The 15,551-nt window shown below is 58.6% G+C and carries 12 protein-coding genes and 1 tRNA gene; 2 read left to right on the top strand and 11 right to left on the bottom strand.

Annotated elements, in window-relative coordinates:
- The 7 genes from CDO35_RS22960 to CDO35_RS11210 form a co-directional block, all read right to left on the bottom strand.
- Positions 1 to 195: a hypothetical protein gene (locus CDO35_RS22960; RefSeq protein WP_208019955.1), complete on the bottom strand. Its 195-nt coding sequence runs from the start codon at positions 193 to 195 to the stop codon at positions 1 to 3.
- Between the two features lie 117 nt (positions 196 to 312).
- Positions 313 to 2,562 carry an ATP-binding protein gene (locus CDO35_RS11235; protein WP_099524807.1) on the bottom strand — a complete coding sequence of 750 codons (2,250 nt, stop codon included), beginning with the start codon at positions 2,560 to 2,562 and terminating at the stop codon, positions 313 to 315.
- Positions 2,559 to 3,173: a biliverdin-producing heme oxygenase gene (locus CDO35_RS11230; RefSeq protein WP_099524805.1), complete on the bottom strand. Its 615-nt coding sequence runs from the start codon at positions 3,171 to 3,173 to the stop codon at positions 2,559 to 2,561. The genes CDO35_RS11235 and CDO35_RS11230 overlap by 4 nt, the downstream gene beginning before the upstream one ends.
- A gap of 575 nt (positions 3,174 to 3,748) precedes the next feature.
- Positions 3,749 to 6,844: a type I restriction endonuclease subunit R gene (locus CDO35_RS11225; protein ID WP_208019954.1), complete on the bottom strand. Its 3,096-nt coding sequence runs from the start codon at positions 6,842 to 6,844 to the stop codon at positions 3,749 to 3,751.
- Positions 6,841 to 7,911 (bottom strand): SIR2 family protein, encoded by a 1,071-nt coding sequence (locus CDO35_RS11220; protein ID WP_099524801.1) that lies wholly within the window; start codon positions 7,909 to 7,911, stop codon positions 6,841 to 6,843. Before CDO35_RS11220 ends, CDO35_RS11225 begins: the two co-directional genes overlap by 4 nt.
- Positions 7,908 to 9,233 (bottom strand): restriction endonuclease subunit S, encoded by a 1,326-nt coding sequence (locus CDO35_RS11215; RefSeq protein WP_208019953.1) that lies wholly within the window; start codon positions 9,231 to 9,233, stop codon positions 7,908 to 7,910. The genes CDO35_RS11220 and CDO35_RS11215 overlap by 4 nt, the downstream gene beginning before the upstream one ends.
- Positions 9,223 to 10,911 carry a type I restriction-modification system subunit M gene (locus tag CDO35_RS11210; protein ID WP_099524799.1) on the bottom strand — a complete coding sequence of 563 codons (1,689 nt, stop codon included), beginning with the start codon at positions 10,909 to 10,911 and terminating at the stop codon, positions 9,223 to 9,225. The genes CDO35_RS11215 and CDO35_RS11210 overlap by 11 nt, the downstream gene beginning before the upstream one ends.
- Positions 10,912 to 11,491: 580 nt before the next feature.
- Between CDO35_RS11210 and CDO35_RS11200 the strand changes: the two genes are divergently transcribed.
- Entirely contained in the window at positions 11,492 to 11,800 is a 309-nt protein-coding gene (locus CDO35_RS11200; protein ID WP_099524795.1) for a hypothetical protein, read from the top strand.
- Positions 11,801 to 12,603: 803 nt separating this feature from the next.
- On the opposite strand, the gene CDO35_RS11190 is transcribed toward CDO35_RS11200, so the two are convergent.
- Together CDO35_RS11190 and CDO35_RS11185 are read right to left on the bottom strand one after the other, a co-directional pair.
- Positions 12,604 to 13,209 (bottom strand): helix-turn-helix domain-containing protein, encoded by a 606-nt coding sequence (locus CDO35_RS11190; protein WP_099524791.1) that lies wholly within the window; start codon positions 13,207 to 13,209, stop codon positions 12,604 to 12,606.
- On the bottom strand, positions 13,206 to 13,508 hold the full coding sequence (locus CDO35_RS11185) for a hypothetical protein (RefSeq protein WP_099524789.1): 303 nt from the start codon (positions 13,506 to 13,508) through the stop codon (positions 13,206 to 13,208). Before CDO35_RS11185 ends, CDO35_RS11190 begins: the two co-directional genes overlap by 4 nt.
- A 109-nt stretch (positions 13,509 to 13,617) precedes the next feature.
- Here CDO35_RS11185 and CDO35_RS11180 point away from each other — a divergent pair, with 109 nt between their 5' ends.
- Complete coding sequence (locus CDO35_RS11180; RefSeq protein WP_099524787.1) at positions 13,618 to 14,190, top strand: hypothetical protein; 573 nt, start codon at positions 13,618 to 13,620, stop codon at positions 14,188 to 14,190.
- 3 nt (positions 14,191 to 14,193) lie between these two features.
- Here CDO35_RS11180 and CDO35_RS11175 read toward each other — a convergent pair whose 3' ends face one another.
- Together CDO35_RS11175 and CDO35_RS11170 are read right to left on the bottom strand one after the other, a co-directional pair.
- A complete protein-coding gene (locus tag CDO35_RS11175) occupies positions 14,194 to 15,267 on the bottom strand; it encodes a site-specific integrase (protein WP_099524785.1) in 1,074 nt (357 codons plus the stop codon).
- Between the two features lie 111 nt (positions 15,268 to 15,378).
- A tRNA-Arg gene (locus tag CDO35_RS11170) sits at positions 15,379 to 15,455 on the bottom strand.
- Positions 15,456 to 15,551: the final 96 nt, after the last annotated feature.

Here is a 15,551-nt window from a genome sequence, read left to right as displayed (position 1 = left end):
TCAGTCGCCCCCACCGCCGCCGCCATCGCCCCCTCCGCTGTAGTCGAAGCCTCCGTCAGTGAAACCTGAGCCGGAGTCCTGTCCGCTCAGGCCGCTGTGCTTTCTCTTGCGCGGCAGAGGCCTGGGGCGCGAGCGCCGCCAGCTGTAGATGAAGAGCACCACGAAGGCGACGGTGATCAGCAGCAGAATTTCCATATGTGTTCTCTCCATTGCCTGGCGATGCAGTGGCCTACCTATCCCGGACGCCAATGGCGTCGAAGATCCTCGCCGCCAGAGAGGCGTCAGATGGGCGAGCGTGTGTAGATAGCAATACTACGCGGGGCTCTCTGCAAGCGCTGGCACAGTGAACTGAAACTCCGAGCCCTCACCTGGCTCGCTTTCGACAGCGATATGTCCGCCATGGGCTTCCACGATGCCTTGGGTAATGTACAAACCAAGCCCAGTCCCGGTTGGATTCCCATCCTTGGCCGTCCAGTAACGGTCGAACACATGAGGCAGGTGTTCCTTGGGGATGCCCTCGCCGGTATCGCGCACGGTGAATACGATGTCATCGCCTACGGATTTCGCGCGGACGCCGACAGTGCCCCGTCGAGGGGTGAACTTGATCGCATTGCCGATCAGGTTCGAGAGCACCTGAAACAGCCGCTCGGGGTCAGCGTGAATCCGCAGATCGGGATCCGCCTCGAAGGAGATACTGATGTCCTTGTCGAGAGCCAGTGGTGCGAGCAGCGATTGCGCTTCTTCGAACATGTGCCCGACATCGAGCTTCTGCGGGGTGATGGTGTAGCGCCCGGCGTCGATCTTCGACGTGTCGAGCAAATCCTCAAGCAGCGTATTCATCCTGCCGGCCGCCTGTTGCATGGTGTCGAGCGCCGTGGCGATGCGTCGCGACGTGTGCGGGCCGTCAGAGCTGAAGGTCTTCTGCATCATGCCGCAGAGCATCGAAATCACCGTCATGGGATTTCTCAGATCATGCGACACCACAGCAACCAGCTCGTCACGGGCACGCACCGCCTCCTGCTCGCGGCGTACTTGCCGGGCGAGGTCATGTTCCAGCGCCGAGCGACGCAGGTCGTTGGCGGCAAATAAATCCCCGTGGCTCCATTTGGTTGAGATACCAGCCATCTCGACCTTCCAGATTTCGAAGGATGTACGAGGCCGCAAACGCAGGCCCGCATCGGAGTTCTCCAGATCCATGGGTTTGCGCGGATCGCCGCTCCAGTTGACGCTCTCCTTTACCTCCGGGCGAAACCACATCACACCGTTATCCACCGGTTTGGGCAGGCTCATCGCGAGTACGCCGCTCGCCACCTGCGGATACTGCGCAGCGGGTGGGTAGACACCAGCAAGGTGATGACTGGAAAACACCGGTTCACATCTTTCCTGCAACCATTTGTGCAGCGCGCGGATTTCCTGAGGCTCCGGGCAGTTGCCGTAGCGGTGCAACTGCTTGTCTTCGATGATGGCGACACCACCGGCTCCGGTCAGCGCCATCAGCACCTCCGGTTGCCCTGCGAGCCCATCGAAAACATTCTGCGGCGAATCGATCATTGCCTGATTGAGTAGCGTCAGTTCATCGATTTTCTCTTCACGCTGGCGGTTGATCTCCAACGATTCCATGGCGCTGATCTGCAACGACAACACCTGGCCGATAGTCTGACAGGCGCTGCGCAGCTCATGCGGTACGTGCAACGGCTGGCGATTGCCGCAACTGATCAGGCCCCAGAGTTTGTCGTCCTTGAGCAGAGAAATGCTCATCGACGACAGCACGCCCATGTTCTTCATGTATTGGCAGTGAATCGGTGAAACGCTGCGCAAGGTAGCGAAGCTCAGGTCCAGCGGGGTCTGCGTGTCGGGTCGCAGTTTCGGCACCAGGGGCACGGGTTGGTAATCGGCATTGGGGATGATCCGCAGCCAATTGGTGCGATACAACTCACGAGCCTGCTCGGGGATGTCCGAGGCGGGGAAGAATAAACCATTGAAGACCTCCATTGACGGGGCGGAGGCTTCAGCAATGACCTGACCATGGCCCTCTTCCTCGAAGCGATAGATCAGCACCCGGTCATAACCGGTCATCGCCTGAATTTCCTTGACGCTGATGTCATACAGCTCTTGCAGCGTGGTCGCCATTTGCAAGCGCTGGAGCATGCGTCCCAGGTTGGTGTTGAGCCCGGCGACGTTGCGCGGCTGGAAATTTTCGACGTGGATTTCCAGCTCCAGGATCAACACACCCTGATGCCGGTGCAGCAAGCCCTCGAAGGTCGTGCCATTGATATGAACGTGCAGTGGGCCGGCGTCGGCGAACGCTGGCTGTACCAGCGCCTCGCGCACTGCTTCGGCATGAGTCTCGCCAATCAGCCGGTGTAATGGCTGGCCGATCAGTTCTTGCGGCGTGTGCGCCAGCAAGGTTTCGACGTTGGCGCTGATCTGGATGATCGCAAGGTCGGGCTCGCTGAGTGTCAGCAGCAAACCATGGGGTTGAATCGCCCCGGGGAAGCGGATGGGCTCGTCGGCGCAGTTGGCCAGCAAGTCCTCAAAAGCATCTTTGTTCTGCGGGGTCATATCAGTACCTCTCTGCTTTCAAGCCAGCGCTCGAAACAGCTAAATGTGGCTTGGGCTGTCATGACAACAGCCCTACGTTCGACCGTATCCAGTGGTCGACTACTCAAATAATCGATGAAATTGCGCCAGCGCCGCCCTGTTTCCGCCCCGTAGATGTCGAGAAATGCCGCCCCGTTGTCGGCATTCAGCTCCAGCCGTGAAGCCATTTCCCGGCGCAGAATTTGCCCACCAAGCGTCGCCCCTTCGAGCACATACAAAACGCCCAGGCAGGTGGGCCTGTCGCTGATCACGGGCAATGACTGGCAGATCGGCAAGCCATTGATGTCCTCATCTGACAGGCCTAGAGCAAGCAGATCTTCGCGCAGGGTGGGTGCTTTGAGGCGTGAGGCGAGATCGAAATCAGCAGGCGTCACGGCGGCATGGAGCAACGCGTTTTCAAGCGGCAAATAGAAGCCGTAGTACGCCTGCATCAGCCGTTGAAAGGCATTCGTGTCGAAATGGTCCGAAAAAAAAGGAAGCTTTTTCTCCAGACTGACGTGCAGTTTCGCCGTTCCGGCCCGCAGATCTTGCAGCACCGGCGGCACAGGAACTTCGTGGGCCTTGGCTTGCATCTAGATCGCTCTTGTGAGGGCCTCGAGTGCCCAGTTTTAAGGTGAGCAGGAGCTAACACCTTACCATGCGGGCTATTCCAAGCTAAAACGGCTCGATTCGAATGAGCGCGTTGCCGAGCTGTTGAAGGCTGGGCTGGATAGGCTAGCCAGGCCCTTAAGTGAGCAGTGAAGTGCTGATATCCGCTGCTCCGGCCAAACAAAAAAGGCCCCAAGTTTTCACTTGGAGCCTTTGATGATCTGGCGCACTCGGCGGGATTCGAACCCACGACCCCTGCCTTCGGAGTCCTAAAAGTCGACGTTTAGAATCAATACGTTAGCGCGAGTTAGCTGGAAAATCAAAGTGTTACGGTAGCTATTGTTAGCGGGTTTTCGTCCCAGTTAGAGGGGTGAGTGTGGCAAATTTGTGGCATTTCGATCAGCGGCTAAGCCTCTTCATACACCTGTCGACTGGATTGAGCCAAAGTTGCTGTTCGGCGAAAACAGCAATCATCCCTTTAGACGCTAACGCTCAGCATCAGCGGCTTTTACGTCCGCTAAATGCTGTTGTTAGGCTTCGCCACCAATCAGGAGCTCTGCTACTCCGCGCTCTCCGTCGACAACTCAGCTTGACGCAAGACGAGTTGCGTTGCTTTTTCGGACAGGTCCGGCGGGTAGCCATACATCGCCAGCAACCGACGCACCTTGCGTCGCAGATCTGCACGCACGCTTTCCCGCTGGGTCCAGTCGAGTCGGGGCATCTTCTTGACCATTTCCGCCAGCTCACGAGCCATTAAGCGAAGCTGGTCGGATTTCATGATCTCCTTGGCCGACCCGTTCTCCGTCAAGGCGTCGTAGAACGCCGCTTCCTCGTCGCTTAGTCCGAGATCTTGCCCGTGCCGTTTCGCTTCGCGCACCCACTTCGCCAGTTCCAGCAACTGCGCGATCATCTGAGCCGTGGTGATCTGCTTGTTCATGTAACCGAGCATCGCCCTTTCCAGCGCCTCGCGGAACTTCTGCGCTTGCACGAGATTAGACCGCTCGCTGAGCTTGATCTGATCGGCCAACAGCTTGCGCAGCGTCTCCAAGGCCAAGTTCTTCTGCTCCAGCGCAGACACCCGCTCCAGAAATTCGTCGCTGAGAATATCTAGCCGCGCCGCGTCGAGCCCAGCGGCGGCGAACAGATCGATCACCTCCCCCGCATCCACCGCACCGCCGATCACCTGCCGCACCGCAGCGTCGATGTCGGTGGAACCATCGATTCGATCCTCTGCACGTCCGCTCTCGTCGGCGAGCCGCTTGCGGATCATCGCGGCCACACGTTGGAAGAACGCCAGATGCGGCGCGATGTCCCTCGTTTCCTCACGCGGCACGGCCAGCGCGAACGCCGTTGCCAGCCGTTTCACCATCCCGCCGAAGCGCTGCCAGCCTGTTTCTTCGCCCACGGAGTGCTTCACGTCCAGCACGTGATCGATCGCCCCCAGGTACACACGCAACACTTTCGACGGATCGACTTCTAGCGCTGCCGCATAGCTGAACTCGTGGAAGAAACTGCGCAGTTGCTCGAACGCCGATTGCATGGCTGGAATCGCTTCATCCTGCAATTCTTTGACCGGTTTGTCTGTTTCACCCGTCGCGCCCGCATACGTCGCCAGCGCATCGGCCAACGGGTCGGCCAGCCCGATCAAGTCGACGACCAATCCCCCTGGCTTCTCGCCGTACACGCGGTTCACCCGCGCAATGGTCTGCATCAGGTTATGTCCAGCCAGTGGCTTGTCCAGGTACATAGTGTGCGCACTGGGCACGTCGAATCCCGTGAGCCACATGTCTACGACGATTGCCAGCCGGAAGTCATCGGCTGGGTCCTTGAACCGGTCCGCTAGTGACTTACGCTGTGCCTTGCTCCGAGTGTGCCGCGCCACATGCTCGGGGTCGTCCGGGCCGCCGGTCATGATGACCTTTACCGCACCTTTCGCGTCATCGTCGTCGCGCCAAGACGGGCGCAGCTCGCAGATCTCGTCGTACAGTCGTGCGGCGATGTCGCGACTCATGGTTACAAGGATCGCCTTGCCTTCCATCGCAGCGCGGCGCTCTTCCCAGTGCTCAACCACGAACTTCGCCACGCGCTCCAGCCGCTCCGGTGCGCCATACAACTCTTCCAATGGAATGCGAACGTTCTCCGGCGTTTCTTGCCCGTTCTCGTCGCGGGTCACGTACTGCGCGATCTTCGCCTCTGCCTCCTGCGCCCCCGCTTCGTCGATCGATAGCTTTACGATGCGCGACTCGTAGTAGATAGGCACCGTCGCACCATCGGCGACTGCCTGCCGGATATCGTACACATCGGCGTACTCACCGAAGATATGTCGCGTGACTTTGTCGCCATCAGTCAGCGGTGTACCGGTGAAGCCGACGAACGTCGCATTCGGCAGCGCCTCACGCATCCACCGCGCCCCACCTTCGACAAACCCATACTGGCTGCGATGCGCCTCATCCGCCATCACGACGACGTTCGCTCGCTCGCTGATCGTACCGTGCGCCTCGGTAAACTTGTGGATCGTCGTGAACACCACGCCGCCGCTGGCCCGGTCGAGCAGTTGTCGTAGGTGCTCACGGCTGTCGGCCTGCACCGGGTCTTGTCGCAGTAGAGCGCGCCCAATTGCAAAAGTATTGAAGAGCTGATCGTCCAGGTCGTTTCGGTCGGTAACGATCACAACCGTGGGGTTGGCCATCTCTGCTGCCCGCACGAGTGTGCCGGCCAGCATCAGCATCGTCAGGCTCTTACCGCTTCCCTGTGTATGCCAAACCACACCACCCTTTCCCGCCGCCTCATCGTCGCTGCGCGACTGCGTCTTGATCGCGCCGATTACTGTCGCCCGCGCCTTGCGCACCGCCCGGAACTGGTGATACCCCGCCACCTTCTTGACGATGTTGCCCCGCTCGTCCTCTTCGAACACCACGCACGATCGCAGGTAGTCCAGCAGCGCGGTGGGGTTCAGCAGTTCGCGGATCAACGCCTCCAGCGCCGGCTCGCCGCCATTGGCAGGCCGCCATGGCGTGAAACGTTGCCGCCCGCTAGTGATACTGCCCACCCTCGTCAACAACCCATCGCTGGCGACCAACAGCAGATTCGGTACGAACAGATCGGGCGCGATGGTCTTGTAGCGCCCGATCTGGTCGACTGCAATGTCCAGTGTCGCCGCCGTATTGCCAGGGTTTTTCAGCTCGATAACGACCAACGGCAAGCCGTTGACGTAAAGCACCAGGTCCGGCCGAATAGTCTTGCCGTTGGCTCCCGTAATCGAGAGTTGCCGGACGACGAGAAAGTCGTTGTTAGCTGGATTGTCAAAGTCGACCAGTCGTGCTCGCCCGCCCCGTGTCTCGCCGGTGGAGTCTTTGTATTCGATCGGCACGCCGGTGGTTAGCAAGTCGTGGAGGTGGCGATTGTTTTCGTACAATGATACGAACGGGAGCGATCGCACAGATCGAATCGTGTCGGCGACAACTTCCTCGCGTATCGGTTGGTTCAGGCGTTCGACTGCGGAATGCAATCGCTGCTCAATTAAAGGAATAAAAGATCCCTGCGGCAAACGATCGGCAGCGACATCACTGGCCTCCACTACCTTGAATCCATTGCGCAGGAGAGCCTCGATTGCGAACTGCTCGACAGCCGCTTCGGTAAGCACACCCTTACTCAATTGCCACCTCCCAGCTGGGCGAGCTTGTCGCTTTTATCTAGCAAACCGACGAGCAAAGACATGATCGAAAGATCTTCGTCCTCCAGGTCGTCATACCAGATGGGGAAGACTTTGCGTTCAGCCAGCTCCCTTTCACGAATGAGCCGGTAAGCATCGTCTTTCGGCAGTCGAAGAAACGCATAGTGTCTCGGCGCAGCGGCGTCACCTGCGACGACGTCCTTCATCAAGGTGACCGTTCTATCGACCCCGAGGCTGCATCCCATCCAGAGGAGTACATGAGCACGGCAGATCAATGCAAGAGACTCTCGCGTCGGTGCGTTTGCGGCATATGCAGCATCGTATTCTGCGACGCCAAGAACTCTGCCCTCGGCATCGCGACAGTCGCCGTGGATCTTCAACAACAATCGCTTGTTGGCGGTTGCGAGCATTCGATATTTCTCAATTCGAGGGCCTATGAGGACCTCGTCGAATCGCTGCTCGACAGCTGCATATGTGTGCTCCAGTACATCATCGAGATTAGTGCTGAGCACAAGCCTTGGAAACAATGCAGGTAATAAGCGAACCGGCCCGTCGATAGTCTCCGGATCAATCACTCGAAGCGATTGTTCGATGCGTTCATCGAATAGGTGACGACCGGCGGCCTCGGCAATCCGGTCCACGGCCTCCTCATATTGACCAGCATCGAGCATGGCCTTGACGTCTGCTTCGGAGATTTCGGTAAAACTCCGAAGCTGATGAATGAAGTCTTTCCAGAGTGGGAACCCAGACGAGTTTGACATTCCAGATCCGACTGCAGGTATGACGAAATCATTTCGGAAGGCGTCGACAAGCGAGTGGAACCGCCCGCTGTTACCGTGCAGCTTGAGAAGGCGGTCAAGCCGCCTCCGGTGGTCATCGAGCCAAACGTCATTTAGCCATGCGCGAAACTCAGCCTGATACGCCGTGTTATCCGATTCAAGAACAGCAACGGGCGTCAAAGGAGTCCCGCCGAAGGGAAATTCGATGTCTCCATCGGCGTTAATGCCTGCCGTCAGTGCATCCTCGAAGAGGGCATAAATCGCCTTCATGACGCCCCCTTCGATGCAACGCGCACAGCTCCGGACAGCAGCCTAGGCAAGAGGTAGTCGCGCAGTGCCGCGAGCTTCGACGATTCGGCCTTGCCGGCTCGGATGCACTCGAATAGCGGAAGAGCGATGTCGCCGAAAGCGGCGGCGGTCACTGCGTCTGGAACGGCGACGTGATAATGCTCCAAGGCTGACGCGGCGACCCTCTGTCGGCCGCTCGTGCCGGTCATGTTCTGAATGGCGAAGTCGCGGAACTCGGACGTACGGGCGAGGCAATACGCATAAACTTGCGGCAACGGCGGCTTCGGGCGAAGCACGATGTACTCGGTCGAGCCCCAAGCTACCTCGTCGTCCTTTAGGAAATCGACGAAAGCTGTCTTACCGTTCTCCAAGCAAGGAGTGATGCGGGCCACAAGCGTGTCACCGTTGATGAACCGCATGCCGGAACCATGTGGCCGCCTCTCCCACGCGTCAGGCGCGTGGCCGTTGGTCGGCATGTTCTTCATGTCGAGGTACGGAGCGTCTTGTCCCTTGGACAAGCGTCGCGGCGGGTTGATGTCGAACACTTCCGCGAGCGTTCGCACTACCACCCCCTGTGGTACCGGCCCGTTCAACGAGTCAGTGAGGCAGTCGGGCAGTGCGGCGAAGACGGCGGGCGGCATACCAGGAAAGCTCGTCTGCCCTGCGGCCTTGGCCTTTACCGGCTCGAAATCCACGAACCACGCCTTGAACGTCGCTCGCACTAGTTCATCCAACGCCTGGCCAGTCTTACGGTTCTGCTCGATCTTCTCGTCCAACGCCTGGAGCACTTCAACGATCGCCCGCTGCTCCCGCAGTGGCGGAAGCACGATTTCGCAAGCACGAAGCGACGCCAGGGGTTGGCTGATGCCCGGTGTCCCTACTTGGGACGCATTGCGGAGCAACTGGTGACGCCCGGCAGGCGACCGGAAGTAATAAAAGGCGAAATGTGGATCAAGCTTCTCGGGATGAGTCCGCAGCTTCATCATGCTCGTCGAGAGCATCCATTCGTCATAGCCTTGCGCCGTTACCAATCCGACTTCACCGATAGCCCCGCGATGAGGGAAAACAAGATCGCCGGGACGAACAACACAGCGTGCAAATCGGGCAGCGACTTCCTTTGGCACGAAGACAACATCGCCACTGAAGCCGGGTTGTCCCTTCAAATTGGTTCCGCGAACAACCGGAACACCTGTCGCGGTGTAGACGTCAGCCTTCATACTCGACCCGAATGGACCGATCGCGATCGCACCGTCGTCATCGGCCGCCAACTCGCCGATGGTCGTAATGGGCCATTCACTCGACAACGGACACCCCCCTTAACGCGGTGCGAACGACAGCAGTCAACCGTTCCCCCTCTGACAACTGTTCCTCCAACTCCTCCATTAGGCGCGGGTATTTCTCGGCGAACGGCTCGGCGTCGTCCTCCTGCTCTTCCGCGCCGACGTAGCGGCCAGGGGTGAGGACGTGGCCGTGTTTGGCGATCTCGTCTAGCGTCGCAGCCGCGGCAAAGCCGGAGGTCGGGATGAACGCCCAGGGGCCATGCTCGGCCTCGTTCCACCATTCGGGAGTGGGCTCGCCACGCCAGCGGCGGTAGGCGTAGACGATGCGCCCAACATCGGACGCCGGAAGCGGGTCGCTAGTGCCCGGCACGCACTCGGCTTCCTCGACCCCAGTGAGTACGCGTAGCACGCGCGTCTGCATCGTGCCGAGCTTGCGGGCGTCGATAAAGAGTGTTTCGCCCTTGCGGCCGTCCGGGCGATTGGGCGTGCCATGGCGAATGTTGCGGCCGGTCTTGTCGCGGGTGAGGAACCACAGGCACACCGGAATACCAGTGGTGAAAAACAGCTGAGCTGGCAATGCAACAATGCAATCAACGAGGTCGGCCTCGATGATCAGGCGGCGAATGTCGCCCTCGCCGCCAGTGTTGCTCGATAAGCTGCCGTTGGCCATCACAAAGCCGGCGACGCCACCGCCCTTGCCGTTCGGGTAGGCAAGATGGTGGATGAAGTGCTGAATCCAGGCGTAGTTGGCGTTGCCAACAGGCGGGTCGCCGTATACCCAGCGCTTGTCACTGCGCAGCAGTTGGCCCGACCAGTCGCTCACGTTGAACGGCGGGTTGGCGAGGATGAAGTCAGCCTTAAGGTCGGGGTGCTGGTCCCGCAGGAACGTGTCGGCAGGCTGATCGCCGAGCTTGGCCTCGATGCCGTGCATGGCGAGGTTCATGTGGGCCAACCGCCACGTGGTGGGGTTGCTTTCCTGCCCGAAGATGGAGACGTCTGTGCGCCGACCTCCGTGTGCTTCGACGAACTTTTCAGACTGGACAAACATGCCGCCGCTGCCGCAAGCGGGGTCGTAGATGCGGCCCTCGTAAGGCTCCAGCATTTCAACCAGTACGCGAACGACACTGCGTGGCGTGTAGAACTCACCACCCAGCTTGCCCTCGGCGGCGGCGAACTTGCCGAGGAAGTATTCGTAAACGCGGCCCAGCATGTCGCGGGCGCGGCCACGGTCACCCTTGAAACCAATGCCGGCGATGAGGTCAATCAACCCCTTCATTTTCACCGGCTCAATGCCACGACGGGCATAGTCGCGCGGGAGTTTGCCCTTGAGATTTGCATTGTCCCGTTCGACGGCGAGGATCGCGTCATCAATCAGCGTAGCGATGTCGGGGCGCGTAGCTTGGCTCTGCAGGTTGACCCAGCGCGCCTCGGGTGGCACCCAGAACACACGCTCGGCGGTGTACTCGTCGCGCGATTCGAGCAGGCGTTCGAGCTGTTCGCCCTGGATACCATCGTTCGTCAGTTCGGTACGCAGGTCATCGCGGCGACTCTCGAAACTATCCGAGATGTACTTAAGGAACAGCAGGCCCAATACAATGTGCTTGTATTCAGCCGCATCGACCTGCCCGCGCAGAGCGTCAGCGGCCTTCCAGAGTGTATCTGCATAGTTCAGGTCGCTGGTGTTTGCTTCAGTACTCGCCATCAGTGCTCCGTTTTGGTTTCTTTCATATTGCCGCGTCCGCTCAGCTTTCTTGAGCGCTGCTCAGAAAATCTAACGTTTGGCAAAGGGCTAGCCAAAAGAGCAGCCTTGGACGTCCGGAGTCAGCGAAGCGAACGACTTGAGCCAATTGGATGCCCAGCCAAACGCTGGAAATTGAATTAGCGGCGAGCATAACCTGCGGAGCGCAGACGCGTCATTTTAGCTATAGAGCTGTGACTCACCGAAGCATCAACATCCGATACGCGTGATGGCATCTTTTATCTCGGCCAAGACACTTGCGTATTCCTTGGAAAACACTGCGCCGCCCGTTGCGAAAAAGTGCTTCTGCAAGACGCTCTTGTCGATGGAGCAGGACATTTTTTCCAGCTGGATGGAATCAGCTCTTGGCGCATTGTGCCGGCCGGGAAGCGTAACCATCGGCTTGAGGTGCTTACCCGCAACCCTCGGCTCCCTGTATTCAGCCTTGTGCTGAACCGAGAGGTGCTTACCACCGAAGCCAGGCTAGCCGCTGTGCTCGGCGCATAAGCTGGCAGTCAACAATCCTTCAAGTAAAGAGGACCATATGCTGAGCAACAACCCTCCACTATCTATCGCCACCAACGTGCTGGCCTACGACACGATCAAGGCTGTTCGGCACTCTCCGTCCTTCCATGCGCGAGCCTGGCGGATTCTTGATCGCTGGGCGCTCAACAATCCGACGCAGCTTCGTCAGATGGAGGCGGAGGGCGAGATCACCCTGCTGGAAAGGCTGCTTATTCAACAGGAACTAGAGCATCAGGCTCTATGTTCAGAGGACGGGCTAAATCAGCAGCGTCTTGGCCTCGCAGAGCACGAGATTCTGACGCTGCACGGGATTTCAAGCTGCCTCTGATTGGCTTCGCTTTTGGGGTCTCGGGGCTTGCCCTGAGCAAGAGAGGTAGGCCGGTAAGGGAGTGCAACGACTGCATCCGTCCGATTGCTATTTAGCCGTGTACGGCGGTATAGCAAACCCTACCTTGTCCTGCTGATATCCCCCGCCGGGGTGAATAACCCTGCGAACAATTTGTGGAACTACCTGGACCAACATTGCGAACACGGCTCGCACGGAAAGCTGAACCAATCCCCGCATGGATGAGCATGCCCGCAGACATACAAGTAGGAGCGATTTGCGGAACGTTTTTAGGACTGGACCGAGGAATGATTTGAGGACTTTGCGCTGCGCAGTTTGGGGATGGATGTTAGTGTTCAATCGTGCACCTCCCGAGGGATGTTCAGATGCGTCAGTACCGTGGATCCGATAGCAGCTTCGAAGAGATCTTGGAAACCAAGCGACTGAATCGTGAGCGGCTGCTTCAAATCCTCAGAGAGGCTCCGCCCGAGGTCATCGAAGCGGATGCTGAGAGGCTCCGCGAGGCGATGCGAAAGCGAGAGGGCACGCCTAAGCGGCGCCGATATGATCCCCCCGTGCTCCACAAACCCAGCAAGTAGATCTGCCTGCTGACGGCAAGGCTCTGCATTGGCGGCAGAAGGCAGACATGCGTTTCCGGCTGGGCCTAGTGGGCTCGTACGCATCTTTAAATTTCTCTTCTTGTTTGGGTGACTCTCAGGCACCCGTACACGCGCGTTACCTGCCAGGTAGTCACCTGAATTGGCATCGGCCATGACTTACTGGCATGTGACAGTCAGTCACATGAGCTACTCGCATTCAGGCCGACTCATGGCCTTCCCGATCGACAGGAGTGCGCGATGTAAAGTCGGGCTGCTCTGGGACAACTGCTGTAGCGCTTCCCGCCCCCCGACCTGGATGTCGATGTTGTTCTCGCACTGGATAACCTGCACCTTCTCGATGTGAATGGTGGCCCCCGCAAATTGCTGGGTGCGCAGCATCTCTTTGAGCCCCTTCACCAGCTCTTGAATCTTGGCAGGCTGGTACTCTAGCTTGACCACCGCCCTTTTCTCGCCCAGTGGGTCGAACACAGAAAGACGCTCTTGAAGGTGATAGCCGTTGTGCTTCCGCACCCGGACCTTTCTAACGTAGCCATGTTCTTGGAGCGTTTTCAGCTCACGCATGACCTGCCGGGCACTTATCCCCGCCTTCTTTGCGATTGTCTCGATGCCAGGCTCAGCCAAGCCAGTCTCGAGCCTACAGTGCGACTTGATCACGCAGTACACAGCGAAGGCGTACGGGCCAAGCGTTCTCAGATCGTTGTCCACCATGGACTTGAAAACGTGAAACCAATGGGGGTCGAGCTTCATGCCCTCTGCCCCGGACGCTTCATCAGCATCGGCATCCCTAGTCATTTCCGCCCCTCCACCTGCGATTTCTTGGTCGGCCTTCCCATCGGCCGAGATGGCTCTTTCGCATTGGTTGCAATATCTGCGGCAGCTTTACTTTGAGGGCCGCAGCGCATCCACTGTCGCAAGTCCCCTAGCCGCCAGCGGAGGCGCGACAAACCTGGCACAGGATCAAGGCCTGGCAACTTTCGTTGCCGAACGGTGAGGATGCTGAAGCCGGTCAACGCGGCCACCTCAACAACTCCGATCAGCACATCGTCGCCGAGCTTTTGGATTTTCTGGATGGTTTCGTAATCGACGCTCATGGTTTCTTTCGCCTGACTGCATTTCGATGCATTCAGTTTTCGCCAGAGGAAGCCGGGCCACCTAGGACAGCTTTTTGACATGAGCAGGAGTTAGCTAAAGAATCGGTGCATGCACACCGAATCTGAACTCACCGATGACGAAGCAGCCGATCTCGTGATTCGGGAGATACGCACGCATCTCGAAGAGGGGCGGAAAAATTTTGTCTTGCGCGCCCCTCAATGGATAACGGTCTATTTACTCAGCGGATTGTTGGAGTCATCAGGGCTGTCGATGGTGGCTCTCGAGGGCCTGATGTCCGAGCAGAAAATTTCTGGAATCCCTAGCTCGCATGAAGGCAGAGTCTTACGGCGCTACATGAGTGGCGAAACACGCATGACTTGGCGGATTTATCGGCGCATGATTTTTTGGGCGATCGCCAACAACTGGTTTCGTATGTGGGTGGCGCGAGACCTGTTTTTCCGCACCCTCCAACTGGAAGCGGCTCAGATAACGGCACGTCAGCTGATACGTAAGCTGAAAAAGGGGCAGCCGCCCGAATCGCTACCCCGAGAGTTGATTGCCGAGAGCTTTTTCCAAACCTTCGAGCAGCAACGTCATGAAGACTTGCTGGCTGCAACGAGGGCTGCAGAGTGGAGCAGAGAGTCCAGGGAGCTTGCGCACTCTCTGGGGCTCGAGATCTAACGGTCAGGCTAGTTTGGCGGCCAACTCTTCCGCTGTGATGTTGTAGTAGCGCTTGAGCATGTTGACCTCACGATGCCCGGTCACGCTGGCAAGCTCGATTAGGTTCGGCAGCTTGGTCGCCAAACGGCAGGTGGCTTCGTGGCGAAGGTCATGGAAACGCAGGTCAAGCAGGAAGTCTTCTTGAGGCGTTGCAGCCTCCTTCTCGCAATCATCCACATAACGTGCCCGCGCCCGCGCTAATCCGCGTACGAAGGCCTTCTTGAGGGCATCTGGGGTAGTCGGAAAAACACGACCGCAAAGCGACCTTGGAAGATGGCGCAGGAGCTCGACTGCCTTTGGCGTAAGCGGCAGCGATCGTGGAAAGCCATTCTTTGTTGCAGGAAGGTGCGCCGTCCGCCGCTCCAGGCTGACGTGCTTCCAGCGCAACTCGAATAGCTCTCCTCGGCGCATGGCCGTCTCGAGAGCAAGCTGCACGATGGGGCGGATCCACGGATTGTGTGAGCCGTCCGCATAGGTGCCATCTTCACGACGCTCATAGTATTCGAGCGCACTCAGCAGATAGGCCTCTTCATCGTGGGCCAGGCGGCGGGAACGTTCGTCGTTGTAGCTGGGCCGGCTGACCATCCGCACGGGGTTGTCAGCCAGGTGAATGCCCCACTCGCGCCGAGCAACCTCAAGCACGCATTGAAACAGCGCGAGCTCGCGTTTGACTGTGTTGCCCTTGCGAATCTTCAGGCGCTCGTCGCGGTAGCGAGCGAAGTCGGAAGAGGTGAGGGTGGCGACAATGCGGCCGGCCATGGGGTGCCGTTTGAGGGCCCCGAGGCGCTTGATTTCTGAGTAGGCGCCCTTGTGCTTGGGAGCAACCTCGGCGATGTAGCGATCGATGAGCTCGCTGAATAGCGTGCGCTCTGCTTCGACTCGGGAGACGAAGACGCCACGGTCCATTTCACTTTCGATCATGCGCGCCCAGGCTTGGGCATCGGCTTTGGTTTCGAAGGTTTTGCGCTGGGCTGGATAGCCCTTGCGGCGGATCTGCACTTCCCACTGATACTCGCCGCGATTCCTGATCGTTGCCATTCCTACCATCCACGCCACATCAACTGTGGCAAATTTGTGGCAAAAACGACTTTCAGGCCTAGGACAGGTTTTCGTTAGGAGCGCATCCCTTTGATATCAAAGGGAAAAAGATGGCGCACTCGGCGGGATTCGAACCCACGACCCCTGCCTTCGGAGGGCAGTACTCTATCCAGCTGAGCTACGAGTGCGTTGCGGGGCGCAATCATACGCATCTCGGCGGTTAGCGTCCATTCTGCATGAGTGTGCATTATTCAGAACGGACTTTACACTTTTGGGCAGCCTGA

It is taken from the genome of Pseudomonas sediminis, from assembly GCF_002741105.1.
In the GTDB taxonomy this organism is placed as follows: Bacteria; Pseudomonadota; Gammaproteobacteria; order Pseudomonadales; family Pseudomonadaceae; genus Aquipseudomonas; species Aquipseudomonas sediminis.
Note: the sequence above shows the minus strand (reverse complement) of the source record. Positions and strands in the feature narration are given on the sequence as shown.

What these genes read in the sequence shown, in the direction of transcription:
- CDO35_RS11185 (WP_099524789.1), bottom strand. Translation starts at nt 13,508, where the DNA reads ATGAGCGTCGATTACGAAACCATCCAGAAAATCCAAAAGCTCGGCGAC.
- CDO35_RS11190 (WP_099524791.1), bottom strand. Translation starts at nt 13,209, where the DNA reads ATGACTAGGGATGCCGATGCTGATGAAGCGTCCGGGGCAGAGGGCATG.
- CDO35_RS11230 (WP_099524805.1), bottom strand. Translation starts at nt 3,173, where the DNA reads ATGCAAGCCAAGGCCCACGAAGTTCCTGTGCCGCCGGTGCTGCAAGAT.
- CDO35_RS11180 (WP_099524787.1), top strand. Translation starts at nt 13,618, where the DNA reads ATGCACACCGAATCTGAACTCACCGATGACGAAGCAGCCGATCTCGTG.
- CDO35_RS11175 (WP_099524785.1), bottom strand. Translation starts at nt 15,267, where the DNA reads ATGGCAACGATCAGGAATCGCGGCGAGTATCAGTGGGAAGTGCAGATC.
- CDO35_RS22960 (WP_208019955.1), bottom strand. Translation starts at nt 195, where the DNA reads ATGGAAATTCTGCTGCTGATCACCGTCGCCTTCGTGGTGCTCTTCATC.
- CDO35_RS11200 (WP_099524795.1), top strand. Translation starts at nt 11,492, where the DNA reads ATGCTGAGCAACAACCCTCCACTATCTATCGCCACCAACGTGCTGGCC.
- CDO35_RS11210 (WP_099524799.1), bottom strand. Translation starts at nt 10,911, where the DNA reads ATGGCGAGTACTGAAGCAAACACCAGCGACCTGAACTATGCAGATACA.
- CDO35_RS11235 (WP_099524807.1), bottom strand. Translation starts at nt 2,562, where the DNA reads ATGACCCCGCAGAACAAAGATGCTTTTGAGGACTTGCTGGCCAACTGC.
- CDO35_RS11220 (WP_099524801.1), bottom strand. Translation starts at nt 7,911, where the DNA reads ATGAAGGCGATTTATGCCCTCTTCGAGGATGCACTGACGGCAGGCATT.